The 16,716-nt window shown below is 61.7% G+C and carries 16 protein-coding genes and 1 pseudogene; 4 read left to right on the top strand and 13 right to left on the bottom strand.

What is annotated here, in order from left to right; translation table 11 throughout:
• Positions 1–61: 61 nt before the first annotated feature.
• Positions 62–1,291 carry a Hint domain-containing protein gene (locus C482_RS02200; protein WP_006165733.1) on the bottom strand — a complete coding sequence of 410 codons (1,230 nt, stop codon included), beginning with the start codon at positions 1,289–1,291 and terminating at the stop codon, positions 62–64.
• A 159-nt stretch (positions 1,292–1,450) separates the two neighbouring features.
• Here C482_RS02200 and C482_RS21705 point away from each other — a divergent pair, with 159 nt between their 5' ends.
• Positions 1,451–1,609 (top strand): hypothetical protein, encoded by a 159-nt coding sequence (locus C482_RS21705; protein WP_006165734.1) that lies wholly within the window; start codon positions 1,451–1,453, stop codon positions 1,607–1,609.
• A gap of 12 nt (positions 1,610–1,621) precedes the next feature.
• Here the strand turns inward: C482_RS21705 and C482_RS02205 are convergent, their stop codons facing one another.
• The 9 genes and pseudogenes from C482_RS02205 to msrB all read right to left on the bottom strand — a co-directional run bounded on the left by C482_RS02205 (position 1,622) and on the right by msrB (position 10,488).
• Positions 1,622–2,269 carry a class I SAM-dependent methyltransferase gene (locus C482_RS02205; RefSeq protein ID WP_049896399.1) on the bottom strand — a complete coding sequence of 216 codons (648 nt, stop codon included), beginning with the start codon at positions 2,267–2,269 and terminating at the stop codon, positions 1,622–1,624.
• Positions 2,270–2,372: 103 nt separating this feature from the next.
• Complete coding sequence (locus tag C482_RS02210; protein WP_006165736.1) at positions 2,373–3,149, bottom strand: NAD(P)H-hydrate dehydratase; 777 nt, start codon at positions 3,147–3,149, stop codon at positions 2,373–2,375.
• Positions 3,150–3,263: 114 nt separating this feature from the next.
• Positions 3,264–3,404, bottom strand: a complete 141-nt coding sequence (locus tag C482_RS21000; RefSeq protein ID WP_152421951.1) for a rubrerythrin-like domain-containing protein — start codon at positions 3,402–3,404, stop codon at positions 3,264–3,266.
• 105 nt (positions 3,405–3,509) lie between these two features.
• A complete protein-coding gene (locus tag C482_RS02215; RefSeq protein WP_006165737.1) occupies positions 3,510–6,812 on the bottom strand; it encodes a bacterio-opsin activator domain-containing protein in 3,303 nt (1,100 codons plus the stop codon).
• Positions 6,813–6,885: 73 nt separating this feature from the next.
• On the bottom strand, positions 6,886–7,536 hold the full coding sequence (locus tag C482_RS02220) for a phospholipase D family protein (RefSeq protein ID WP_006165738.1): 651 nt from the start codon (positions 7,534–7,536) through the stop codon (positions 6,886–6,888).
• A gap of 70 nt (positions 7,537–7,606) precedes the next feature.
• Positions 7,607–8,398, bottom strand: a complete 792-nt coding sequence (locus C482_RS02225; RefSeq protein ID WP_006165739.1) for an endonuclease/exonuclease/phosphatase family protein — start codon at positions 8,396–8,398, stop codon at positions 7,607–7,609.
• Positions 8,399–8,675: 277 nt separating this feature from the next.
• Positions 8,676–9,581, bottom strand: a complete 906-nt coding sequence (locus C482_RS02230) for a YihY/virulence factor BrkB family protein (protein WP_006165740.1) — start codon at positions 9,579–9,581, stop codon at positions 8,676–8,678.
• Positions 9,582–9,726: 145 nt separating this feature from the next.
• Positions 9,727–9,932, bottom strand: a pseudogene (locus C482_RS02235) (DUF2196 domain-containing protein).
• Between the two features lie 112 nt (positions 9,933–10,044).
• Positions 10,045–10,488, bottom strand: a complete 444-nt coding sequence (msrB, locus tag C482_RS02240) for a peptide-methionine (R)-S-oxide reductase MsrB (protein WP_006165742.1) — start codon at positions 10,486–10,488, stop codon at positions 10,045–10,047.
• A 442-nt stretch (positions 10,489–10,930) separates the two neighbouring features.
• On the opposite strand from msrB, the gene C482_RS02245 reads away from it, so the two are divergent.
• Together C482_RS02245 and C482_RS02250 are read left to right on the top strand one after the other, a co-directional pair.
• Entirely contained in the window at positions 10,931–12,229 is a 1,299-nt protein-coding gene (locus tag C482_RS02245; protein WP_006165743.1) for an ornithine cyclodeaminase family domain, read from the top strand.
• Between the two features lie 191 nt (positions 12,230–12,420).
• A complete protein-coding gene (locus tag C482_RS02250) occupies positions 12,421–13,383 on the top strand; it encodes a phytoene/squalene synthase family protein (protein ID WP_006165744.1) in 963 nt (320 codons plus the stop codon).
• Positions 13,384–13,464: 81 nt separating this feature from the next.
• Here the strand turns inward: C482_RS02250 and C482_RS02255 are convergent, their stop codons facing one another.
• On the bottom strand, positions 13,465–14,196 hold the full coding sequence (locus C482_RS02255) for a hypothetical protein (protein ID WP_006165745.1): 732 nt from the start codon (positions 14,194–14,196) through the stop codon (positions 13,465–13,467).
• Between the two features lie 223 nt (positions 14,197–14,419).
• Between C482_RS02255 and C482_RS02260 the strand changes: the two genes are divergently transcribed.
• Positions 14,420–14,710: a sodium:proton antiporter gene (locus C482_RS02260; protein WP_241431865.1), complete on the top strand. Its 291-nt coding sequence runs from the start codon at positions 14,420–14,422 to the stop codon at positions 14,708–14,710.
• 163 nt (positions 14,711–14,873) lie between these two features.
• On the opposite strand, the gene cruF is transcribed toward C482_RS02260, so the two are convergent.
• A complete protein-coding gene (cruF, locus tag C482_RS02265) occupies positions 14,874–15,815 on the bottom strand; it encodes a bisanhydrobacterioruberin hydratase (protein WP_241431866.1) in 942 nt (313 codons plus the stop codon).
• Positions 15,808–16,713, bottom strand: a complete 906-nt coding sequence (locus tag C482_RS02270; protein ID WP_006165748.1) for a prenyltransferase — start codon at positions 16,711–16,713, stop codon at positions 15,808–15,810. The genes cruF and C482_RS02270 overlap by 8 nt, the downstream gene beginning before the upstream one ends.
• Between the last annotated feature and the right edge of the window lie 3 nt (positions 16,714–16,716).

Below are 16,716 nucleotides of genomic sequence, written 5' to 3' on the forward strand. Positions count from 1 at the left end.
AGCTACTGCGGAAACCAGGGAGAGAAGCGCTCAAACACGCTATCAAAGCCACACTGTGAAATCAACAAAGTGCTACACAAGAGCGTTCTGCAAAGAACACGGAAAACGCCGAATCGGAGATCATGTAGTCAATCTCCGACTTTTGTTCGAATTCGATACCGAACCGATCCCGCATCGTCTCCATCGCACGTTCGAGCAGTTCGGTCCGATTTTTCTGCGAAATCTGTACAAATCGGGTCCGTTCGTATTCACCAATCAAGCCCTCTGCGAGGACGAATGCTGCCAGTTCTGCGAGTTCGGAGTCGAGCGTGGTAGGATAGCAAAATCGGGAAAGGCGACCGTTGTCCGTTTTAACGAGTACCTCACCGGAACGAAGCGGCGTATACGATTCTCGAAGTATCTGAAGAAATTCTTCAGAACAGTACTCGCTTCTACCGTGTACGAGATTTGAGACGGATGCGAGGCTAATCGACAGTCGGTCCGCAACGTCTGAGAAGGAAAGGCCTGCGAGTGCGAGCGCAAGCCGTCGTTCGTCCTCGGCAAACGCCGAAATAGGTGCCTCATCCTCGAGACGAACGAGGACGTGATCCGACTCAACCTCGGTCGCAACAAGCGGAAATTCTGATCGAAGCTGATCGAGTGCTGCACCTACGTCAAGCTCGATATCACGTTCGGGGAGATCGACATGTTGAGGAATTCCGATCCGGTCCCCGTCTTCAATCTCGCTTGCGGATTGCCATTCGGGTCCCGACGATGTCTCGACGAGAAGCGGATGATTCGGTGTGATTTCAATTTCTCTCCCGTACGACGTTTGAATTCGATGGATCGGTCCGTCGTAGGTCTCCGAATAGACCATCGACTGTTGGAGTGTGAGTTCGTCTTCGTCGAGCGAATACGCCTCGACCGAACTCGTGTACAGTTCTCCGTCTTCGTCGACATCTGTGACTTTTCGATTCCGTCGTTCGAGAAGCTCAGTTGCTCGAAGGACTGTTGCCTCTCCATCGTCTCGAACGATAATCGGCGTATCTGGTTTGATACACTTTCCGCTACCGGTCGGCGCACAGATCAGCGTGTTCTGCCCTTCGTGAATCTTCGGAATCGCCCCCTGCTGCGGTGGCGTAAAGAAACCGTCGTTCTCGGGGACGAACTCGCCGAACTCTGCGAGCCACCACTCCTGGACGGCGGGTTCGAGCAGGTCGAAGACATCCCGGTCGTCGATCGTCGTAGTCTCGGGATCGAAGGGGAGGGCGTCGTCGTCGATCTGCAACTCGCGGCGCGCGGTCCCATCCATCACCACCGTCTGGGGGACCGGCGTGTAAGAGGGTTTGCCCACCGGAGCGAAAGTGAAACAGTGGCTGGTTCCCGGTGGAAGACTGGTTGGCAGCGGCGAATGACTGCAGAACCTGCAGTGACCGGCAGATTCATTGGAACCGCTGGACAGAGAGTGCCTATGTTCGAACTACCACTCCACGCCGGCAGCGGGCACCCGAACCTCTTCTGGATTCTCGTCCCCAGTTTCCTCACATTCCTCGCCGGACTCGGTCTCGGCGCGCGTTCAGAACGCATACTCAAGGTACTGCGACCGGACGACGCGTCCTCGAGTGAGTAAGTAGCTCGCGAATTATCGGTGCCGACGACGCCGCAGCGTCCCACGAACGATCGGCGTCGCCGGGAAGACGCCGCGGTCGATCCGCTCGATCTGTTCGACGGCGAACTCGTCGTGACAGACGAACCGCTCGACGGTCTCTCGAGTGAGTTGACAGCCGCCAGCGACGCGCTCCCAGAACGGATTCAGGACGTGCTGTCCAGTCCCGCGCCAGCCGTCGGCGTGAACGTGCTCGAGAAACCGAAACTCACCACCGGGTTTGAGTACGCGTGCGACCTCCTCGAGTGCGGCGTCAGGCTCCTGAATCGTACAGAAGACGAGACTGGCGAGCACAACGTCGAAGGCGTCATCCGGATAAGGGAGCGACTCGGCACGAGCGTCGCGAAGATCGACTGCACACCCGTACTCTCTCGCCTTGGCAACTGCCTGGCGGCGCATGTGTCGGTCCGGTTCGATTGCGTGGATCTCGACGGTCGGATCCGCTTCCGCGAGATACGGGAAGTTCGCACCCGTTCCCGCACCGATGTCGAGCACGCGACCAGAGAGCTCTCGGGTCAGATACTGTCGATGCGGCTCGAACAGGAGTCGATCCGGGACGATGACGTCGTAGACTCTGGCGACCAGCGGATGTGAAATTTCGCTCGTGTCAACGGGTGCGCCCATATCGCGATCTACGACACGACGTGTGTTATCGGTTCGGTCAACGCGGCCAACGCGTCGATTGGTTTCGGCCAATGCATCGGTCGGTCATCGCGACACATTCTACTTAGCGGATCGTCTTCGGAATACACTCGATCACGTCCGTAGCAATCACCCCCGGCCCGTACTCGGTCGTCGCGAGCTCACCGCTCTTGCCGAGAATCCAGGCACCGAGTTCCGCCGCTTCCTGGCGATCCATCCCCTGACCAAGCAACGACGCCGTGATTCCGGCCAGCGTATCGCCCGTCCCCGCGACGGTCAGCGCCGACGTGCCGGTATCGCTCTCGAGTCGCTCACCCGCCGTCACGATCTCGTCTACGCCGCCGGTCAGCGTAATCACAGCGTCTGTCTCCTCGGTGAACGCCTCGAGCGAGCCGTAGGCCTCGTAGATCGGATCGTCCTCCGACTCACTCGGTGTGAGCACGGCCGTCGAGAGATCCGACTCGAGTGCGGGTTCGATCGCCAGAGCGTCGACGACGACAGGAATGTCGGTTCGTTCGAGAACGTCGCGGAGCGCGTCCGTGTCCGCGTCGACGAGGCCGGGGCCGATGACGAGTGCGTCGGCCCACTCGCAGACGTTGCCCGCGTCGTCTGCTGCGTTCTGGTCGAACTGATCGCCCTCGTAGGAGCTCACAAGCAGGTTCGGCGACGAGCCGGCGACGGGACCATAGAGTGGGTCCGGGACGAGCACGCGGACGTGGTCTGTGCCGGTTCGAAGCGCTGCACGCCCGACGAGCACGGGTTGATTTGGATAGTCAATGCTACCGCCCGCGACGGCGACGCGGCCGTTGTCGGTGTCACTCGTTTCTGAAATGTTCGAGAGCGTTCGTTGCAGGCGACCCATACGACCGGTAAGACAGTGTTGCAGGAGTGGATTCGGCAGGCGTGTTCCGGTTTGGAAGCAGTCGCTCTCAGCGTGGTTGTGTGCGATCGACGCGAGGCAGAAGCTGGAAATTCGTTACTCGATGGGCGTTCCGCGATTTCGCATGTCTGCGCCGCAGTCGGGACAAGAACCGTGTGCAACTGCCGTTACGACAGTTCCGCAGGCAAAACACTCGTATACCGATTCCTCGCTTGGGTCGAGTTTGACGTCTTTCATCGTGGTGGACACCGTGACGCACCGATCGTCACATTCAGGAATATTAGGGATATTAGGTTGAAGCTGTCCGTTGAGTATCTAGCGTCGGAAGCAAAACGTGGTTCACTATTCAACCATGACGTGAGACGGTACGCCAAGCTCGCCAAAGATAACCGAGAAGAGTTTCCGCTGAACCGTCCGGTGATGACGATAAAACGCAGCCGGCGATATCGAGAGCATCGACGCGATGTCCTCCCCAGAACGCTCGCGCGGCGACTCGAAGTAGCCGCTGTAGTACGCGAGCTGGACTACCTCGAGTTGCCTGTCGGTCAGCCGATCAAGCAGTTCGGCGCGTAGATCCCGCGGCGTCGTCCGGTCGACTCGCCGCTTCGAGCGCAGTTCGATGGCTGGAAAGGCTGTCGTCACGATGTCAGTGCTGGCACCGCCGGTGTCGGTGGCGGTGCCAGCAGTGCTATCAGAACCATCAGTACCCCCAGTACCACCAGCGTCAACATCGGCAGGAACGTCGACGACGACGCGAGTCGAGTCGGGAGTTGCCCGAACACTACGAAGGATGGCACCGTGGTCCGCGAGCGTGAGCGCCGGGAACGGCCGCGCGAGCTCGAGTTTGATCGTCCCGCCGCCCTCGCCGGTCGCGTTCGCATCACCACCCCCGTTCGCGCTCTCGTGCCCTCCGCGCCGGTGGTCGCTGACGACCTGCGCATCAGTGACCGCGACGAGCTCAGTCGCCGCTGAGACGACGTCGGCTGCCGGTGCGCCCTCGACCGAGGCGAACACCGTCGCGCCGTCCTCGTGCTGTCGAACGCCGCCGTCGAACGAGAGCGTACAGTCCGCCCGCGTCGCGAGGCGAGTGAAAACGAAGCTCTCGTCTGCGACATCGAACTCGAGTCGCGTGTTCGCGTTCGAGAGGAGTGCGCGCTTGCGGTCGACCGCTGCGATGGCCGAGGCGATCGTTTCGCCGAGTTCGGTGAGGACGGCACGAGTTACGTCGTCGAAGGCGTCGGGTCGGTCCGCGTAGACGGTCAACACGCCGTAGGAGAACTCGTCGTAGGAGAGCGGGACGCTGATGACTGACTGGTACTCGCGAGCGAGCGCCTCGCTCCGCCAGGGCTGCTCGCGAAGATCGTCGACGACGTTGGAAACGACCGTCCCCTCGCGCGTGACGGCGGTTCTGACGGCGGGCTCGCAGCCGTGGACGGATGGTGCGGTTGCAGTTGCGGTCGCTGCTGTCGACTCGTCTCCCGTGGCACCATCACCCGGCTCTGCGGGGAGCGAAAACGACACGCTGTCGAGGTAGTCCCGCCCGCGATCCGTCCCGCCGTGGGCGCGAGACTCGAGTCGCTCACCGGACGGATCGTCGGTTCCGATCCAGGCGAACGAGAACCGGTCCGTAGCCGTCAGCCGGTCGCAGACGCCGTGTTCGATCTCGTCGCGCGTTTCGGCCTGGACGAGTTCCTGGTCGATCTCGCGGATGATTTCGTTGATTTGGTTGAGTCTGGTGAGTTGGCGGTTCTGGTGTTTGAGTTCGCGGTCGCGCTCCCGAAGCGTGCGTTCGCGTTCGACGCGGTCGAGTGCCGCCTCCGCCGTCGCCGCCAGCAGGTCAGTTACCTCGCCGGAGACCTCGTCGAAGACGTCCGCCTCGGCCGAGCCGGCGACGAAGACGCCGTGATCACCGAGCGGGACGAACGCGGCGCTTCTGATCTCCGTCGTCGGATCGGTGAGCAGCGGCGAGTCGTGGACATCCGCCAGGAACCGGCTCTCACCGTCGATGAAGACATCGCCGACGATGCTCTCACCAACCTGCTGTGCTGAGAGCGGGCCGTGGAGCGCCGCCATCGAGTCCGAGCGGGCGGCCGGCCGGAGCACGTTCTCGTCGGTATCGAACAGGTAGATCGCACTCGCCTCAAGGTCGAGCACGTCCGTCGCGTCGTCGACGGTGACGGCCGCGATTTCGCGATCTGTTTCGGCGTAGAGCAACTCGCGGGCGGTCCGATGCAGCGCCGTCAGCGCCTCCTCGCGGCGCTTGCGGGTCGTGATGTCGCGACAGCTGTAGAGGAGCGTCCCGTCCTGGATCGAGACTTCGCGGACGTTGACCAGCAGCGTGTGCTCGCGACCCGCCTTGTCTGTCGCCGTACACTCGATATTCGTGAGGACACCATCCTCGGCGAGCGCCGCGCGGTCGAACAGGTCCGCGCCGAGCAGTTCGTCGATCGACCCCATCTCGTGGATCTCCTCGTCCGTGTAGCCGAAGATGAAGTGCACGTTCGGGCAAACGTAAGTGAATTCGCCCTTGTCGTTCGTGATGAGGACCGTATCGGTCATGTGATTGAGCGTCACCCGGTGGAGTTCCTCGGACTCGCGCAGGTCGCGCTCGAGTGCCACGCGCTCGGTGACATCCGTCGCGCGGACGAGGATCGTCGTGACGCGGTCGCCGTTGGTGACCGGCCGGACAGTCAGGTCGAGGGTCTGACGGTTTCCGCCATCCGCCGCGTTCCCGGCCGTTTCTCGAGTCACGTCTTTGGCCGTGTCGCTCGGCCGCTCGCGCGTTATCTCCCGGCGCACCAGCTGACCGTTCGTAGCCTCCTCGACGGCCTGTTGGATCATGTCGCGACAGTCCTCGAGTTGGTCCCACGAGGCGAGCGACCAGAGGTCGCGCCCGCGAACGTCGGACGGCGTCGCATCGAGGTCGGCGAGCGCAGCCTCGTTCGCTCGCCGGACCGCGCCGTCGGGGTCGAGCACCCAGCCGTACGCCGACGGATCGTCGAAGATTGCCTCGAACTGTCTGGCCTGCTCTCGGCGTCGGTCCCGTCTCCCAGTTTGTGACAGGACTCGCTCGAGAGCCGTCAAGAGCCCGGTATTCGAATCTCGGCAGAGACCTATATCTGGGGCTGGATCTGGATCTGAATCTGAATCTGGGTCTGGGTCTGCTGTTGAACCCACTCCAGTATCCGTATCCGCAACTCCGTCCGGTTCGCCAACACGCGGAACGTACTCAGCACCCCCGGTCACAGCTACTGCTCGCGCGAGTGCATCATCCCCTTCGCCTGCTCTCGGCGAGAGAACAACTGGGACCCAGTCACCGTCGTCACCATCATCACTCGGCACATCGCGCTTTTCGTTCTCCGGCCCACGACCTCCGTGTTCGATCTCGCGCTCTCGGATCGACTCGAGTAGCCCCAGCCCTGACCCGTCGGGAAGGTCGGCTGCCGTCACCACGCAATCGACGCCACTGGCCGCGCGCTGGTCGAGCCACTCGAGTGCAGCGGCCTTCGACGGGACCGACTCGGTGGTGGCTTCGGCGAGTCGTCCGCTCCACGCGGAAACGAGCGAGTCGAACTCGGTCGCAAGGGCCGAGCCGACGACGAGTAGCCGCGGCGGGGGTGTATCGACAGTCCGTGCGGTATGCATCCGATGGGAATATGTGACAGGGGAGAGTGAAAGCATCGGTTCGCAGGCTCTCGGCAGCGGTCGTGGAGACCGCTCATACGAACCGGAACAGCCCCGCGAGAACGACCAGCAAGAGGAGTACTGGAACCACTCTGAGGACGACGTTCCGGGGCGGCAGTAGCCGCGCCTTGTTCGACCAGTTGATAAGCGAACAGCCGATCTGTACCGGTCCGAGGATATCGCGCCGCCGGAGTGGCGTCGCGTTCGCCGTCAACTGGGTGGCCCACTCGAGAAACGGCCGAAGGTCCGGATGGTCGATGCTGTCCCGGACGAGTTCGGCGCTCAGCTCGACGTTGTACTCGAAGGCGACCTGTGTGATGTTTGCGGAGCCGATGATGCAGACAGGATCAGGCCCATCCCGAAGGTAGAGCTTCGCGTGGAGGCCGCGTGCGCGCTTGTACAGCGACACCTGGTCGTGCTCGTCATGTGCCCAGAGATCCTCGGCGATCCGCGCAGAGAACTGATCCGAGGCGGGACCGACAACGACGATCAGTTCGTTCTCTTGCGAGCGCTCGAGAAACGAGTCGATATCGTCTCGAACCCGACAGTAGCCCTGGTACGTAAAATAGCCGCTGATGAGGTAGACCGTGCCGTCGCCGGCGAACAGGTCGGCCAGCGCGTCCTCGAATCGGCGCGTACCGTCGATCGTTCCCAGCAATCGGACGGCAGGTTCGGCGTCGATCATTACCAGCCGTCACGACGCGAGGACGTATTGAACTCTGGGTGTCACGTGCTGTCTGTTTCGGCTGGCGGAATCAGCGGTCCAATTCCAATTCCAGTACGACCGGTCGATGATCCGACAACTGCACGTCGAGGACGTCACAGCGCGCCACGTCGAGCGATGGCGAGCAACAGAACAGATCGAGCTGCCGCGAGCTGACGAGCCAGTCGTCGAACGGGCGCGCTGGCACCGTCTCGCCCGGCATCTGTAACTCGAGTGTCGTCTGCGCTGTGAACTCGCGCAGTTCGTCGGTCGCGGCGAATGTGTTGAAATCGCCGGTGACAACGACCTGCCGTCCGTCAGCGCGGTCGTGGATAAGGTCTGCGAGTTCGGCGAGCTGTCGTTCTCTGCTCCGCGCGCCAAGCGAGAGGTGGACCATGAACAGAACCACGTCGGCGGCGACCCCCATCTCGAGAACGAGTCGTTTGCCGCCGGCTGAGAGGTAGTGTGGAACGATCGTGCGGTCGCGATCTGCACGCGAGAGCACAGCGTTGCCGAGCTGTCCGAAGAACGGCAGTGACTGGACGAGTCCGCTGTCGCCGTACTTGTTCGCGATCTCGCCGCCGTAGGAGAGGCCGCGTCGGCGAAGCGAGTCACACAACGTCTGGAACTGCCCCTCCGTGATCGTGCGATGAGAGCCGCGGTCGAGCTCGATGAGCGAGACGATGTCGGGACGCTCACGTTCGATGAGCGAGACGAGTCGTCTGAACGCCTGTCGTTCGGCGGCGGTGTCACCCAGGGTGGCACCGATTGGCGGCGGGACGTAGCCCCCGAGGACGTTCTGGTAGCCAAGCAGATAGCCAGCGTTGCAGGAGAGGATTTTCATTGTGTGGCAGAGAGCGAACTGCGGGTCAGCCGCCGCAGGAACGATTGGAACGTTGAGTCATACCCCGGCGGTCGCAGGTCGTCTGATCGTGACGCCACTCGGGCAGTGGTGCATATAACGATTACTCCGCCGATGGTCGTCTCGTGTGAGTACCGACGGAGATTCGCGGTTGGAATCAGCGAGGATGGCGGAAACTGCGAACAACGGCGGCGAGCGGTACCGGGAAACAGTAGTCCGCGAGAGGTGCGAGGTGAGAGGAGAGAAGAGTCGGACACCATTACACGTCGGCTGGCACTGCATCCTGTACCGGCTCCCACTCCTCGTCAGGATCGACACGCCCCGCACGAACGGCGTTGAGGATCGCCCCGAGCAGCAAGCAGCAGCCGCCGAAATAGACCCACGTCAGGATCAACAGGACGGCACCAGCGATGCCGAACAGCGCAATACTCTCAGATGTCGCAACGTAGAGCCGGAAGCCAAGCGCCAACACCGTCCAGGAGAGCGCCGCGAAGGCCGTCCCTGGAAGCACCTCGCGAGCTGAAACGTCCGCTTGCGGGAAGAGGTAGTACATCGGGAAGAAGAGCACGGTGAGAAGCCCCAGGAGGACGATGCTGCTGACGAGGGTCGCCGCCACGCCGCCGACGAAGACCGAGACGCTGACGCCGACGACGCTGACCAGTGCGACCCCGAGTGCAACCGTCACTGTCAGCAACGCAGTGTTGAGCACCGTCACGATCGTCACTGTCATGGCGCTGCCAACGTAGGATTGGTCCTTCCGAGAGCCGTAGATGCCCGTAAACGCGCTGTTGACTGCCTGAAAGAGCCGCGCGGCGCTCCACAGCAAGATCGCCAGCGCGAGCACACCAGCCCGGGCCAGATCGACGCCTGCATCCCCGGCTACCTCGCTTGCATCAGACGTGAGCATTCCCTCGAGTCCGGCCGCCTCCTCGATCATCTCGAGTAGCGGCTCGAGTGCGTCGACGAGCGTCATACCGACGAGCAGGAGGATGACCAGGGGAACGAGCGTGTTGAACGCGTGGTAGGCGAGCCCCGCGGCGGTGACGCTGATTTGGCGTTTGCGAGCGACTGCAGCGACGGATCGGGCGAGTGCGGGGAGAGAGGTGCGGTCGGGGTTGGATGGTGGTTCGGATGCGGGTGCACTCGAGCCGCTGCCGGAGCACATGGCTGTCAGAAGGAGACAACGGTTGGGCGGAAGTGGTTGGTGCTGGCGACAGCGGGTGCTGGTGCTGGTGCTGGTACTGGCGCTGGTGCTGGCGTTCGTGCTGACGCTGAGACTCGGACTGGTCGTCCGTAGCTGAAGACGGAACTCACTCGTCGTGAACGACCGACTGGACGTGGCCGACGACGCCGCTTTTCAGTTCGACTTCGGACCCGCTGGATCGTCCTCGTAGACCGTGCCGACCTCGCCGATGATCGGTTCCTGATCCTCCGACTCGATATCGTGGTCGCCCTGGACGATTTCGACGGTGATCCCCTGGCGGAGTTCCTCCGCAGTTGGTCGATCGCTGGACATGGACGATGGTGGGGCAGGTCGCTCGAAAAGGGTGTGCCTGCGTTTGCGTTCACGTCGTCAAGACGGAGCAAAACAGCTCACGCTTCAGTTCACACTTCTCGATCTACAGCCCCTAGTTCTCGGACACCTCATCCTCGAAGTCCAGCGCAACAGAATTGATACAGTAGCGCTTCCCGGTCGGCTCCGGCCCGTCTTCGAAGACGTGGCCGAGGTGGCCGCCGCAGTTGGCACAGAGAACCTCCGTGCGTTGCATCCCGTGGCTGGTGTCGAGTCGCGTCTCGATTCGGTCGTCGTCGACATCGTAGAAGCTCGGCCAGCCACAGCCGGAGTCATACTTCGTGTCGCCGTCGAACAGCTCGGCCCCGCAGCCAGCACACTCGTAACTACCGTCTGCCTTGTGATCGACGTACTCGCCGCTGAAGGGGGCCTCGGTGCCCGCTTCACGGAGGATTCGGTACTCCTCCTCGTCGAGTTCCGCGCGCCACTCCGCGTCGGTCTTGTCGGTCGTCGGTTGCTGTTCCGACGCTGCTGTGCGCTCGTGGTCGTCGTTTCCCATATGATTCTAGCAAGACTGAGACGGTCAAGAGTCTGTTGTGACACGGCGTCAGATGCCACTCGCTGCTCGCGAATAGGTTGCTTCTCGATCGACCACTACGTGTCTCGACGCGGGCCCTCGACTATCTGCTCGTGATGATGTCCGTACTCTCACACTTTGGACACTGCGTCATGCGGCCGAGTTTCGGGACCTCAATTCGTCGCCACTGCTCGTCGCCACCGGGCGCTTCGAATCCACATCGACGGCACCGCGACTGACCGCGAGGTATTGTTGTGTTGACCATGTTTGGTAGTATGATAAAATCACTCATATAGGTTGGTACTGTCATGCATACTGATACGCGTGAAGTTGGCGGGCGCTACAGCAGCAACGCTCCGAAACCGGTGTGCAACGCTGGCCGAAGACACACACCTTGACGGTGGTCGCCCGCCAACTCGTCTCAATGACTGTTTCCCAGACCGTCGAACTCGAGGGCCACATCATCGACTCCGGATCGATGGGCCACTGTTTCGGGGCCGTCATGGAGATGGGCGGTGAGTTCGAAGTCGAAGAGTTCGAAGTCGGCCGTCACAAGCACGACGAGACGTACTGCCGGATGACCGTCACCGCAGAGACACCAGCGGATCTCCGGGCGATCGTACACGAACTTAACCAGCAAGGGGCGACCGTCGCCGATCCGCGGGACGCAACGATCGAGCCTGCGCCGGACGATCAGGTCGTTCCAGTCGACTTCTACTCGACGACGAATCATCCCACGTACGTCCGCATCCACGGCGACTGGGCGGAGGTTGAGGATATCGAAATGGATTGTGCGCTCGTCGTGGAGAAAGATGGAGGCGAGGATAACGGAGAGCGCAGTGGCGGCAATGGCGGTGACAGCAGCGATACCGACAGCAACGAGCCACGCGTCTATACCAAAGTCCTCAACGCCGTCGAGGAAGGCGACCTCGTGGTCACCGGCGAGAGCGGCATCCGCGTCGAACCACCCGAACGCCCGCGCAACGGCGGCGGTTCCTTCGGCTTCATGCAGGGCGGCGTCTCCAGCGAACGCCCGTCTAAATCGCTAATCGAAGAAATCGCCGACGAGATGCGCGACGTACGTGAGAACGACGGCACCGTCCTCGCCGTCTGTGGGCCCGCGATCGTCCACTCGGGGGGCCGCGACGCGCTCGCTGAACTCGTTCGAGAGGGCTACGTCGACGCGATCAGCGCAGGCAACGGCTTCGCCGTCCACGATCTTGAGCGAGACCTCTACGGCACCTCCCTCGGTGTCGACACGGAGAGCCTCGAACACCCGCGTAAGGGACACAAGCACCACATCTACACGATCAGTGAAATCGTCCGCCACGGCGGCATCCCCGAGGCTGTTGACGCCGGTGTCGTCGACGAGGGCGTGATGTACGAGTGTGTCACAAACGATATCCCCTACGTGCTTGCAGGCTCGATCCGCGACGACGGTCCGCTTCCCGATACCATCACGGACGCGATCGAGGCGCAGGACGCGATCCGCAAGCAAGCACAGGACGCCGACATCGTGCTCATGCTCTCGACGCTCTTGCACTCCGTCGCCGTCGGCAACTGTCTGCCCTCGACGACCAAGACCGTCTGCGTCGACATCAACCCCGCAACCGTCACCCAACTGCTCGACCGCGGCAGCGCACAGGCCATCGGCCTCGTCACCGACATCGGCGCGTTCCTCCCGATGCTCACTGACGAGTTACTCGAGTCCGACTCGAGTTGAGCACCGCAGAGAGCCAGCCGGCGCTTTCATCCCAGTGTGTTCACCCGCCGACTCTACGGCACTCGATCTGGCTCTCCGTCAAACTGCAGTCAGGGCAAGGTGTTTTATATCGTACTGTGGTATCTTGTATCCATCACTCGGCAGCGGCCAGCGGGTCGGTGCCGCACCTGTGACTGTGATACGGAGGGAGGATGCAACAGGAACACATCGACGCCAGCAAGCGGATTCAGAGACAGACCGGAAAGACGTTTTACCTCGCAACCAAATTCCTGCCCCAGCGCGTCCGTCACGCGACGCACGTCCTGTACGCCTTCTTCCGCATCGCCGACGAAATTGTCGACGACGCAGAGGGCGTGCCCCCCGACACGCAACGCGCCGAACTCGAGACCCTCCGTGCACAGGCGCTCGGCGAAATCGACCCCGAGGACCCCGTCCTCGAGGCGTTTCAGACCCTCTGCGAGCGCTACGAGATTCCGGACGAAGAGATCAACGTCTTCATCGACGCGATGGCGACCGACATTACGAAGAGCCGCTACGAAACTGCCGCCGAACTCGACGACTATATGCGCGGCTCCGCGGCCGCCGTCGGCGTCATGATGACCGCGATCATGGAACCCGAACCCGAGTTCCCCGAAACCGCCCGTCCGCACGCCATCAAACTCGGCGAAGCCTTCCAGCTGACCAACTTCCTGCGCGACGTGCGCGAGGACATCCTCGATCGCGACCGGATCTACCTTCCGCAAGAAACTCTCCGCAAACACGGTGTGTCCGACGCACAGATCGAGGCACTCGAGTTCGACGAGTCATTCGCGGCGGCGATGGCAGAGGAGCTACAGCGAACCGAGGCCCGATACCGTGCGGGAGTGGCTGGAATTCGCTACCTGCCGGACGATTGCCAGTTCCCGGTGCTCGTCGCGGCGGTGCTCTACGCGGAGCACCACGCGCTGATTCGTGCGCAAGGCTACGACGTGCTCACGTCGGAGCCGTCGCTGTCGACGGCGCGAAAGCTTCGCTGTGTGCTCCAGACGCGCTGGCACTGGCAATGGAATCGTGATCCGGAGGCAGTGTTTCAGCGCGTTTCAGCCGTTCCCGCTGCTGACGCGAGCAGGGAGACGCGACACAGCGAACACGGTGAGCGAACGCCGATTCAGTGACAGGGATAGGGACAGGGGACAACGAAACCCGTCCTACTCGAGTGAGACGAAAACAGTCGAGTAGGGCGGAGTGCAGTCGAGTCAGTCGGATGGGTCTGGCTGTTCAGACGACGGTGTGATTCTGCGCCAGTGTGTATAGCTGCCGACGCAAATGGCAAGCCACGACGCGCCGACCAACAGAGAGGCGAGGGAGCCGAGTTGCGGAACGAGTTCGAACATTGCGAGATAGGGGAAGGCGAATCCGAATCCTGCGATCACGACGCCGCCGGCAGCGTACGCGACCTGTTCACCAGGTTGAACGTTCGTGTCGAAGAACGTGAGAGCACCGAGGAACAGGAGGTACGGACTGAACAGCGCCACTAGAATCGGTCGCAACAGGCCACTAATACCCATGACATCGCCCTCTGCATGCGTGAGGTAGACCTCATCGCCGTTGGCCACTACTCCGTACGTCTCGTACGCATCGACGTTCGTCGGGAAGTCCGGCGATTCCTCGTACTCGTCGCAGTGGTGGACGGAGTCGTGGCACAGACGGATGGTGCCGAGTCGCTGCCAGCCGTGACCGCGGTGCTCGCTGTACTCCGGTGGCTGCACGATGGCTTCCTGGAACGCTTGCTGTGTCGCCGGTGAAAGCTCGTCTACCGGTTTCGGTGTAGAGATGTTGACGTCGTCGCGTTCGACGGTCTCGTTGAAGGCCTCCGTCGATTCGTGCGCGACGGCATACGTCGTCGCACTCGAGTGGTATGGGGTCGCGAAGGACGCCGGATATACGAAACTGCCGGCCAGGAGAAGCAGCGTGAGGAGTGAAACCACCGTCCGAGGCGATATTTTCACTGGTGACACGTTATGGTTAGACAATAAGTGTTTTCTGATTATCAGTAGCTGGAGAAAAGAGAGTACAGAACTGCACGGCTCTGTTGAATCCCTCAATACGTGATAGGAATGGCGTGCTGAATACACAGCGCGAATGTGGCACGAATCTGAGCGTGATCAATGCGGAGCATCGAACGCTCAGTACAGGTGACTTGCTGCGCCAATGGCTATACAGGCATTCGGAAGTTTGAGATGGTATAATCTTGAATCTCAGTGTATGCAGGTCCCCAAACTTGATTTTAGAGAGCTTTTTAAATCGGCAGTTGTCCTTGTTCTCGTTATCGCGGTCCTGCAGTATTTCGGGGGGATAATGGTGGAAACTCCCGGACAAGTTGATATCACTGGGTTAGCGACAATCGCAGTGGTGTTTCTGATATTTTCCGCTGTGATTGCGATAGTCACCGTAAATACATCTCTCCCGACACCTGACTGGGCCACGAGAACCGACAAATAAGAAGTTGACTGGACGGCTGGTTCACCGGTTCTGGTGTGAAACAAACTCGGTTGCTGTGCTGCGTCCATGCTCTGTATTCAGCACGGCCTCGTCAAATTATCAGTATTTGAGTGTTTCAACAGTGCCAACTGCACTAACAAGAGCAGACGGGACAGGTCCCCAGTCAGGCAGGAACTGCTGTCCGGAGCAGATCACGGTCGTACCGGCCCGTGCTGAACAGGCCGAGACAGAACAGGCCAGCGATGGCAGCGGGGATCCAGTTGCCGTAGAGCAGGTTGATCGACCCCCACAGCAAGACGAAGCTCACCAGATCGTCGAGGATGAACTCGCAGGAACGGACGCGCTCGAGTAATGCCTCGCGGTCGAACGCCAGATCGACGAGCACGACCGCGATGGTCCCCGAGAGCAGCCAGCCGAGGTAGTTCGACACCGGAACGCCGTAGTAGACCCCTGCTGGCACAAACTCCCAGAAGCCAATCGCGACGGCCGCAGGATCCAGGACGAGATCGACTGCGATTACCGCAGTGACGGCACTCGCCAGCCTGAGGACAGGATTGTGGTGGCGCTCACCGAGCACCAGCAGCGTCAACAGATAGGCGTTGAGCACCAGCGGGATGAAAAACAGCGGTAGCGCCAGTGGCACCTCACCGAGGAGCATCGGCCCGAGCTGGATCGTATACTCGAACGCGCCGTAGGGCCAGTCGGTCCGCACGCCGACGAGTTCGATCGCGTACGTGTAGACGGTCAACACGCCGAGGCAGCCGAGCGCCCACCAGCCGATCCGCGGCAAGAGCCCGACGAGCAGCGGCGAACGCATCACGGCAGTCCCGAAGAGCAACAGCAGCGGGTTGTACGCGAGAGGCTCCGGCAACAGCCCGAGATCACTTGCGACAAGCGTCACCGCGCCGATGACCGGGAACACCACCGCGATGGTGAACCGGTTCTCACGGATGATGGACTCGAGTCGGTGCTGGATTGCAGCGCGTGAGCTTTCGCTGGTTTGAGTTGGGGAAGTCGAGGTGGGAGCGGAGGCAGAGCCAGGGCCAGGGCTTGAGGGAGACTCCGTCGAATTGCCCGTTTCGGAGCCCGAGTCCGGACTATCCATAGAGCATCACCCAGAGGCCGCCCATAGTCATCGCCGCGCCGACGACAGTGTTGATCGCCGGGAACCACCAGTAGGCGCGGTCGATGTCGATTTGCGTCGCGACGATAGTGGCGACGAGTACCGGATAGACCAGCAACAGCGCACCGAGTCGCACGTCGAGCACGGCAAACGCGAGCGCGCTCCCCAGCCAGCAGGCAGCGCAGTAGCCGTACGTCCACGACTCACCGAGGACGGTCGCGCTCGTTCGAATTCCTGTCTCCTGATCGGGTTCGATATCCGGTATCGCAGAGAACGTGTGCATCCCCATTGCCCAGAGCCAGGCCCCCACGACGGCAAGCACTGGGGGCTGGGTGCCAGCGACCGCAGCATAGGCCGCCGCTCCCGGCGCGATGTAGAGCCCGTTCGAGACCGAGTCGAGGAACGGCGTTGTCTTGAATCGAACCGGCGGCGCGCTGTAGGCTGCGCCGAGGACCAGGAAGACGGCGATCCAAGGCCACGCTGCACTCGATACGAGCGGAACGAGCACGACAGCCAGCGCCGCACAGAGTGCAACGGCGACCGGTACGTACCCCTGACCGCGGTAGCGCGCTTCCCGTTCGTCGGCCGCTTTTTTCGGGTTCTTCGCATCTATTTCGCGGTCGTAGATGTCGTTGATTCCGTAGAGGAACACGTTCGCCGGCACGAGGAAGTACGCGAACAGCGCGACCGTCGCGAGCGTGACCAGGTCGCCGGTGCCCTCGGCTGCGTAGGCGATACCGACCAGCACGGGTCCGGCGAGGTAGAACCAGAACCGAGGGCGTGAGAGCGTGAACAGGTACGACAGCGACTCGAAACCGCCTCGGCCAGCAGCCTCGCTCGCTCCGCTGACTCCACTGGTCTCACCGCCGTCGTCACTCATCGT

Origin of the sequence: Natrialba chahannaoensis JCM 10990 (assembly GCF_000337135.1) — an archaeon.
GTDB classification, from domain to species: domain Archaea; phylum Halobacteriota; class Halobacteria; order Halobacteriales; family Natrialbaceae; genus Natrialba; species Natrialba chahannaoensis.

What these genes read in the sequence shown, in the direction of transcription:
- C482_RS02210 (WP_006165736.1), bottom strand. Translation starts at nt 3,149, where the DNA reads ATGGGTCGCCTGCAACGAACGCTCTCGAACATTTCAGAAACGAGTGAC.
- C482_RS02260 (WP_241431865.1), top strand. Translation starts at nt 14,420, where the DNA reads ATGGCTATACAGGCATTCGGAAGTTTGAGATGGTATAATCTTGAATCT.
- msrB (WP_006165742.1), bottom strand. Translation starts at nt 10,488, where the DNA reads ATGGGAAACGACGACCACGAGCGCACAGCAGCGTCGGAACAGCAACCG.
- C482_RS02270 (WP_006165748.1), bottom strand. Translation starts at nt 16,713, where the DNA reads ATGAGTGACGACGGCGGTGAGACCAGTGGAGTCAGCGGAGCGAGCGAG.
- C482_RS02250 (WP_006165744.1), top strand. Translation starts at nt 12,421, where the DNA reads ATGCAACAGGAACACATCGACGCCAGCAAGCGGATTCAGAGACAGACC.
- C482_RS02230 (WP_006165740.1), bottom strand. Translation starts at nt 9,581, where the DNA reads ATGTGCTCCGGCAGCGGCTCGAGTGCACCCGCATCCGAACCACCATCC.
- cruF (WP_241431866.1), bottom strand. Translation starts at nt 15,815, where the DNA reads ATGGATAGTCCGGACTCGGGCTCCGAAACGGGCAATTCGACGGAGTCT.
- C482_RS02200 (WP_006165733.1), bottom strand. Translation starts at nt 1,291, where the DNA reads ATGGATGGGACCGCGCGCCGCGAGTTGCAGATCGACGACGACGCCCTC.
- C482_RS21000 (WP_152421951.1), bottom strand. Translation starts at nt 3,404, where the DNA reads ATGAAAGACGTCAAACTCGACCCAAGCGAGGAATCGGTATACGAGTGT.
- C482_RS02245 (WP_006165743.1), top strand. Translation starts at nt 10,931, where the DNA reads ATGACTGTTTCCCAGACCGTCGAACTCGAGGGCCACATCATCGACTCC.
- C482_RS02225 (WP_006165739.1), bottom strand. Translation starts at nt 8,398, where the DNA reads ATGAAAATCCTCTCCTGCAACGCTGGCTATCTGCTTGGCTACCAGAAC.
- C482_RS02205 (WP_049896399.1), bottom strand. Translation starts at nt 2,269, where the DNA reads ATGGGCGCACCCGTTGACACGAGCGAAATTTCACATCCGCTGGTCGCC.
- C482_RS02220 (WP_006165738.1), bottom strand. Translation starts at nt 7,536, where the DNA reads ATGATCGACGCCGAACCTGCCGTCCGATTGCTGGGAACGATCGACGGT.
- C482_RS21705 (WP_006165734.1), top strand. Translation starts at nt 1,451, where the DNA reads ATGTTCGAACTACCACTCCACGCCGGCAGCGGGCACCCGAACCTCTTC.
- C482_RS02215 (WP_006165737.1), bottom strand. Translation starts at nt 6,812, where the DNA reads ATGCATACCGCACGGACTGTCGATACACCCCCGCCGCGGCTACTCGTC.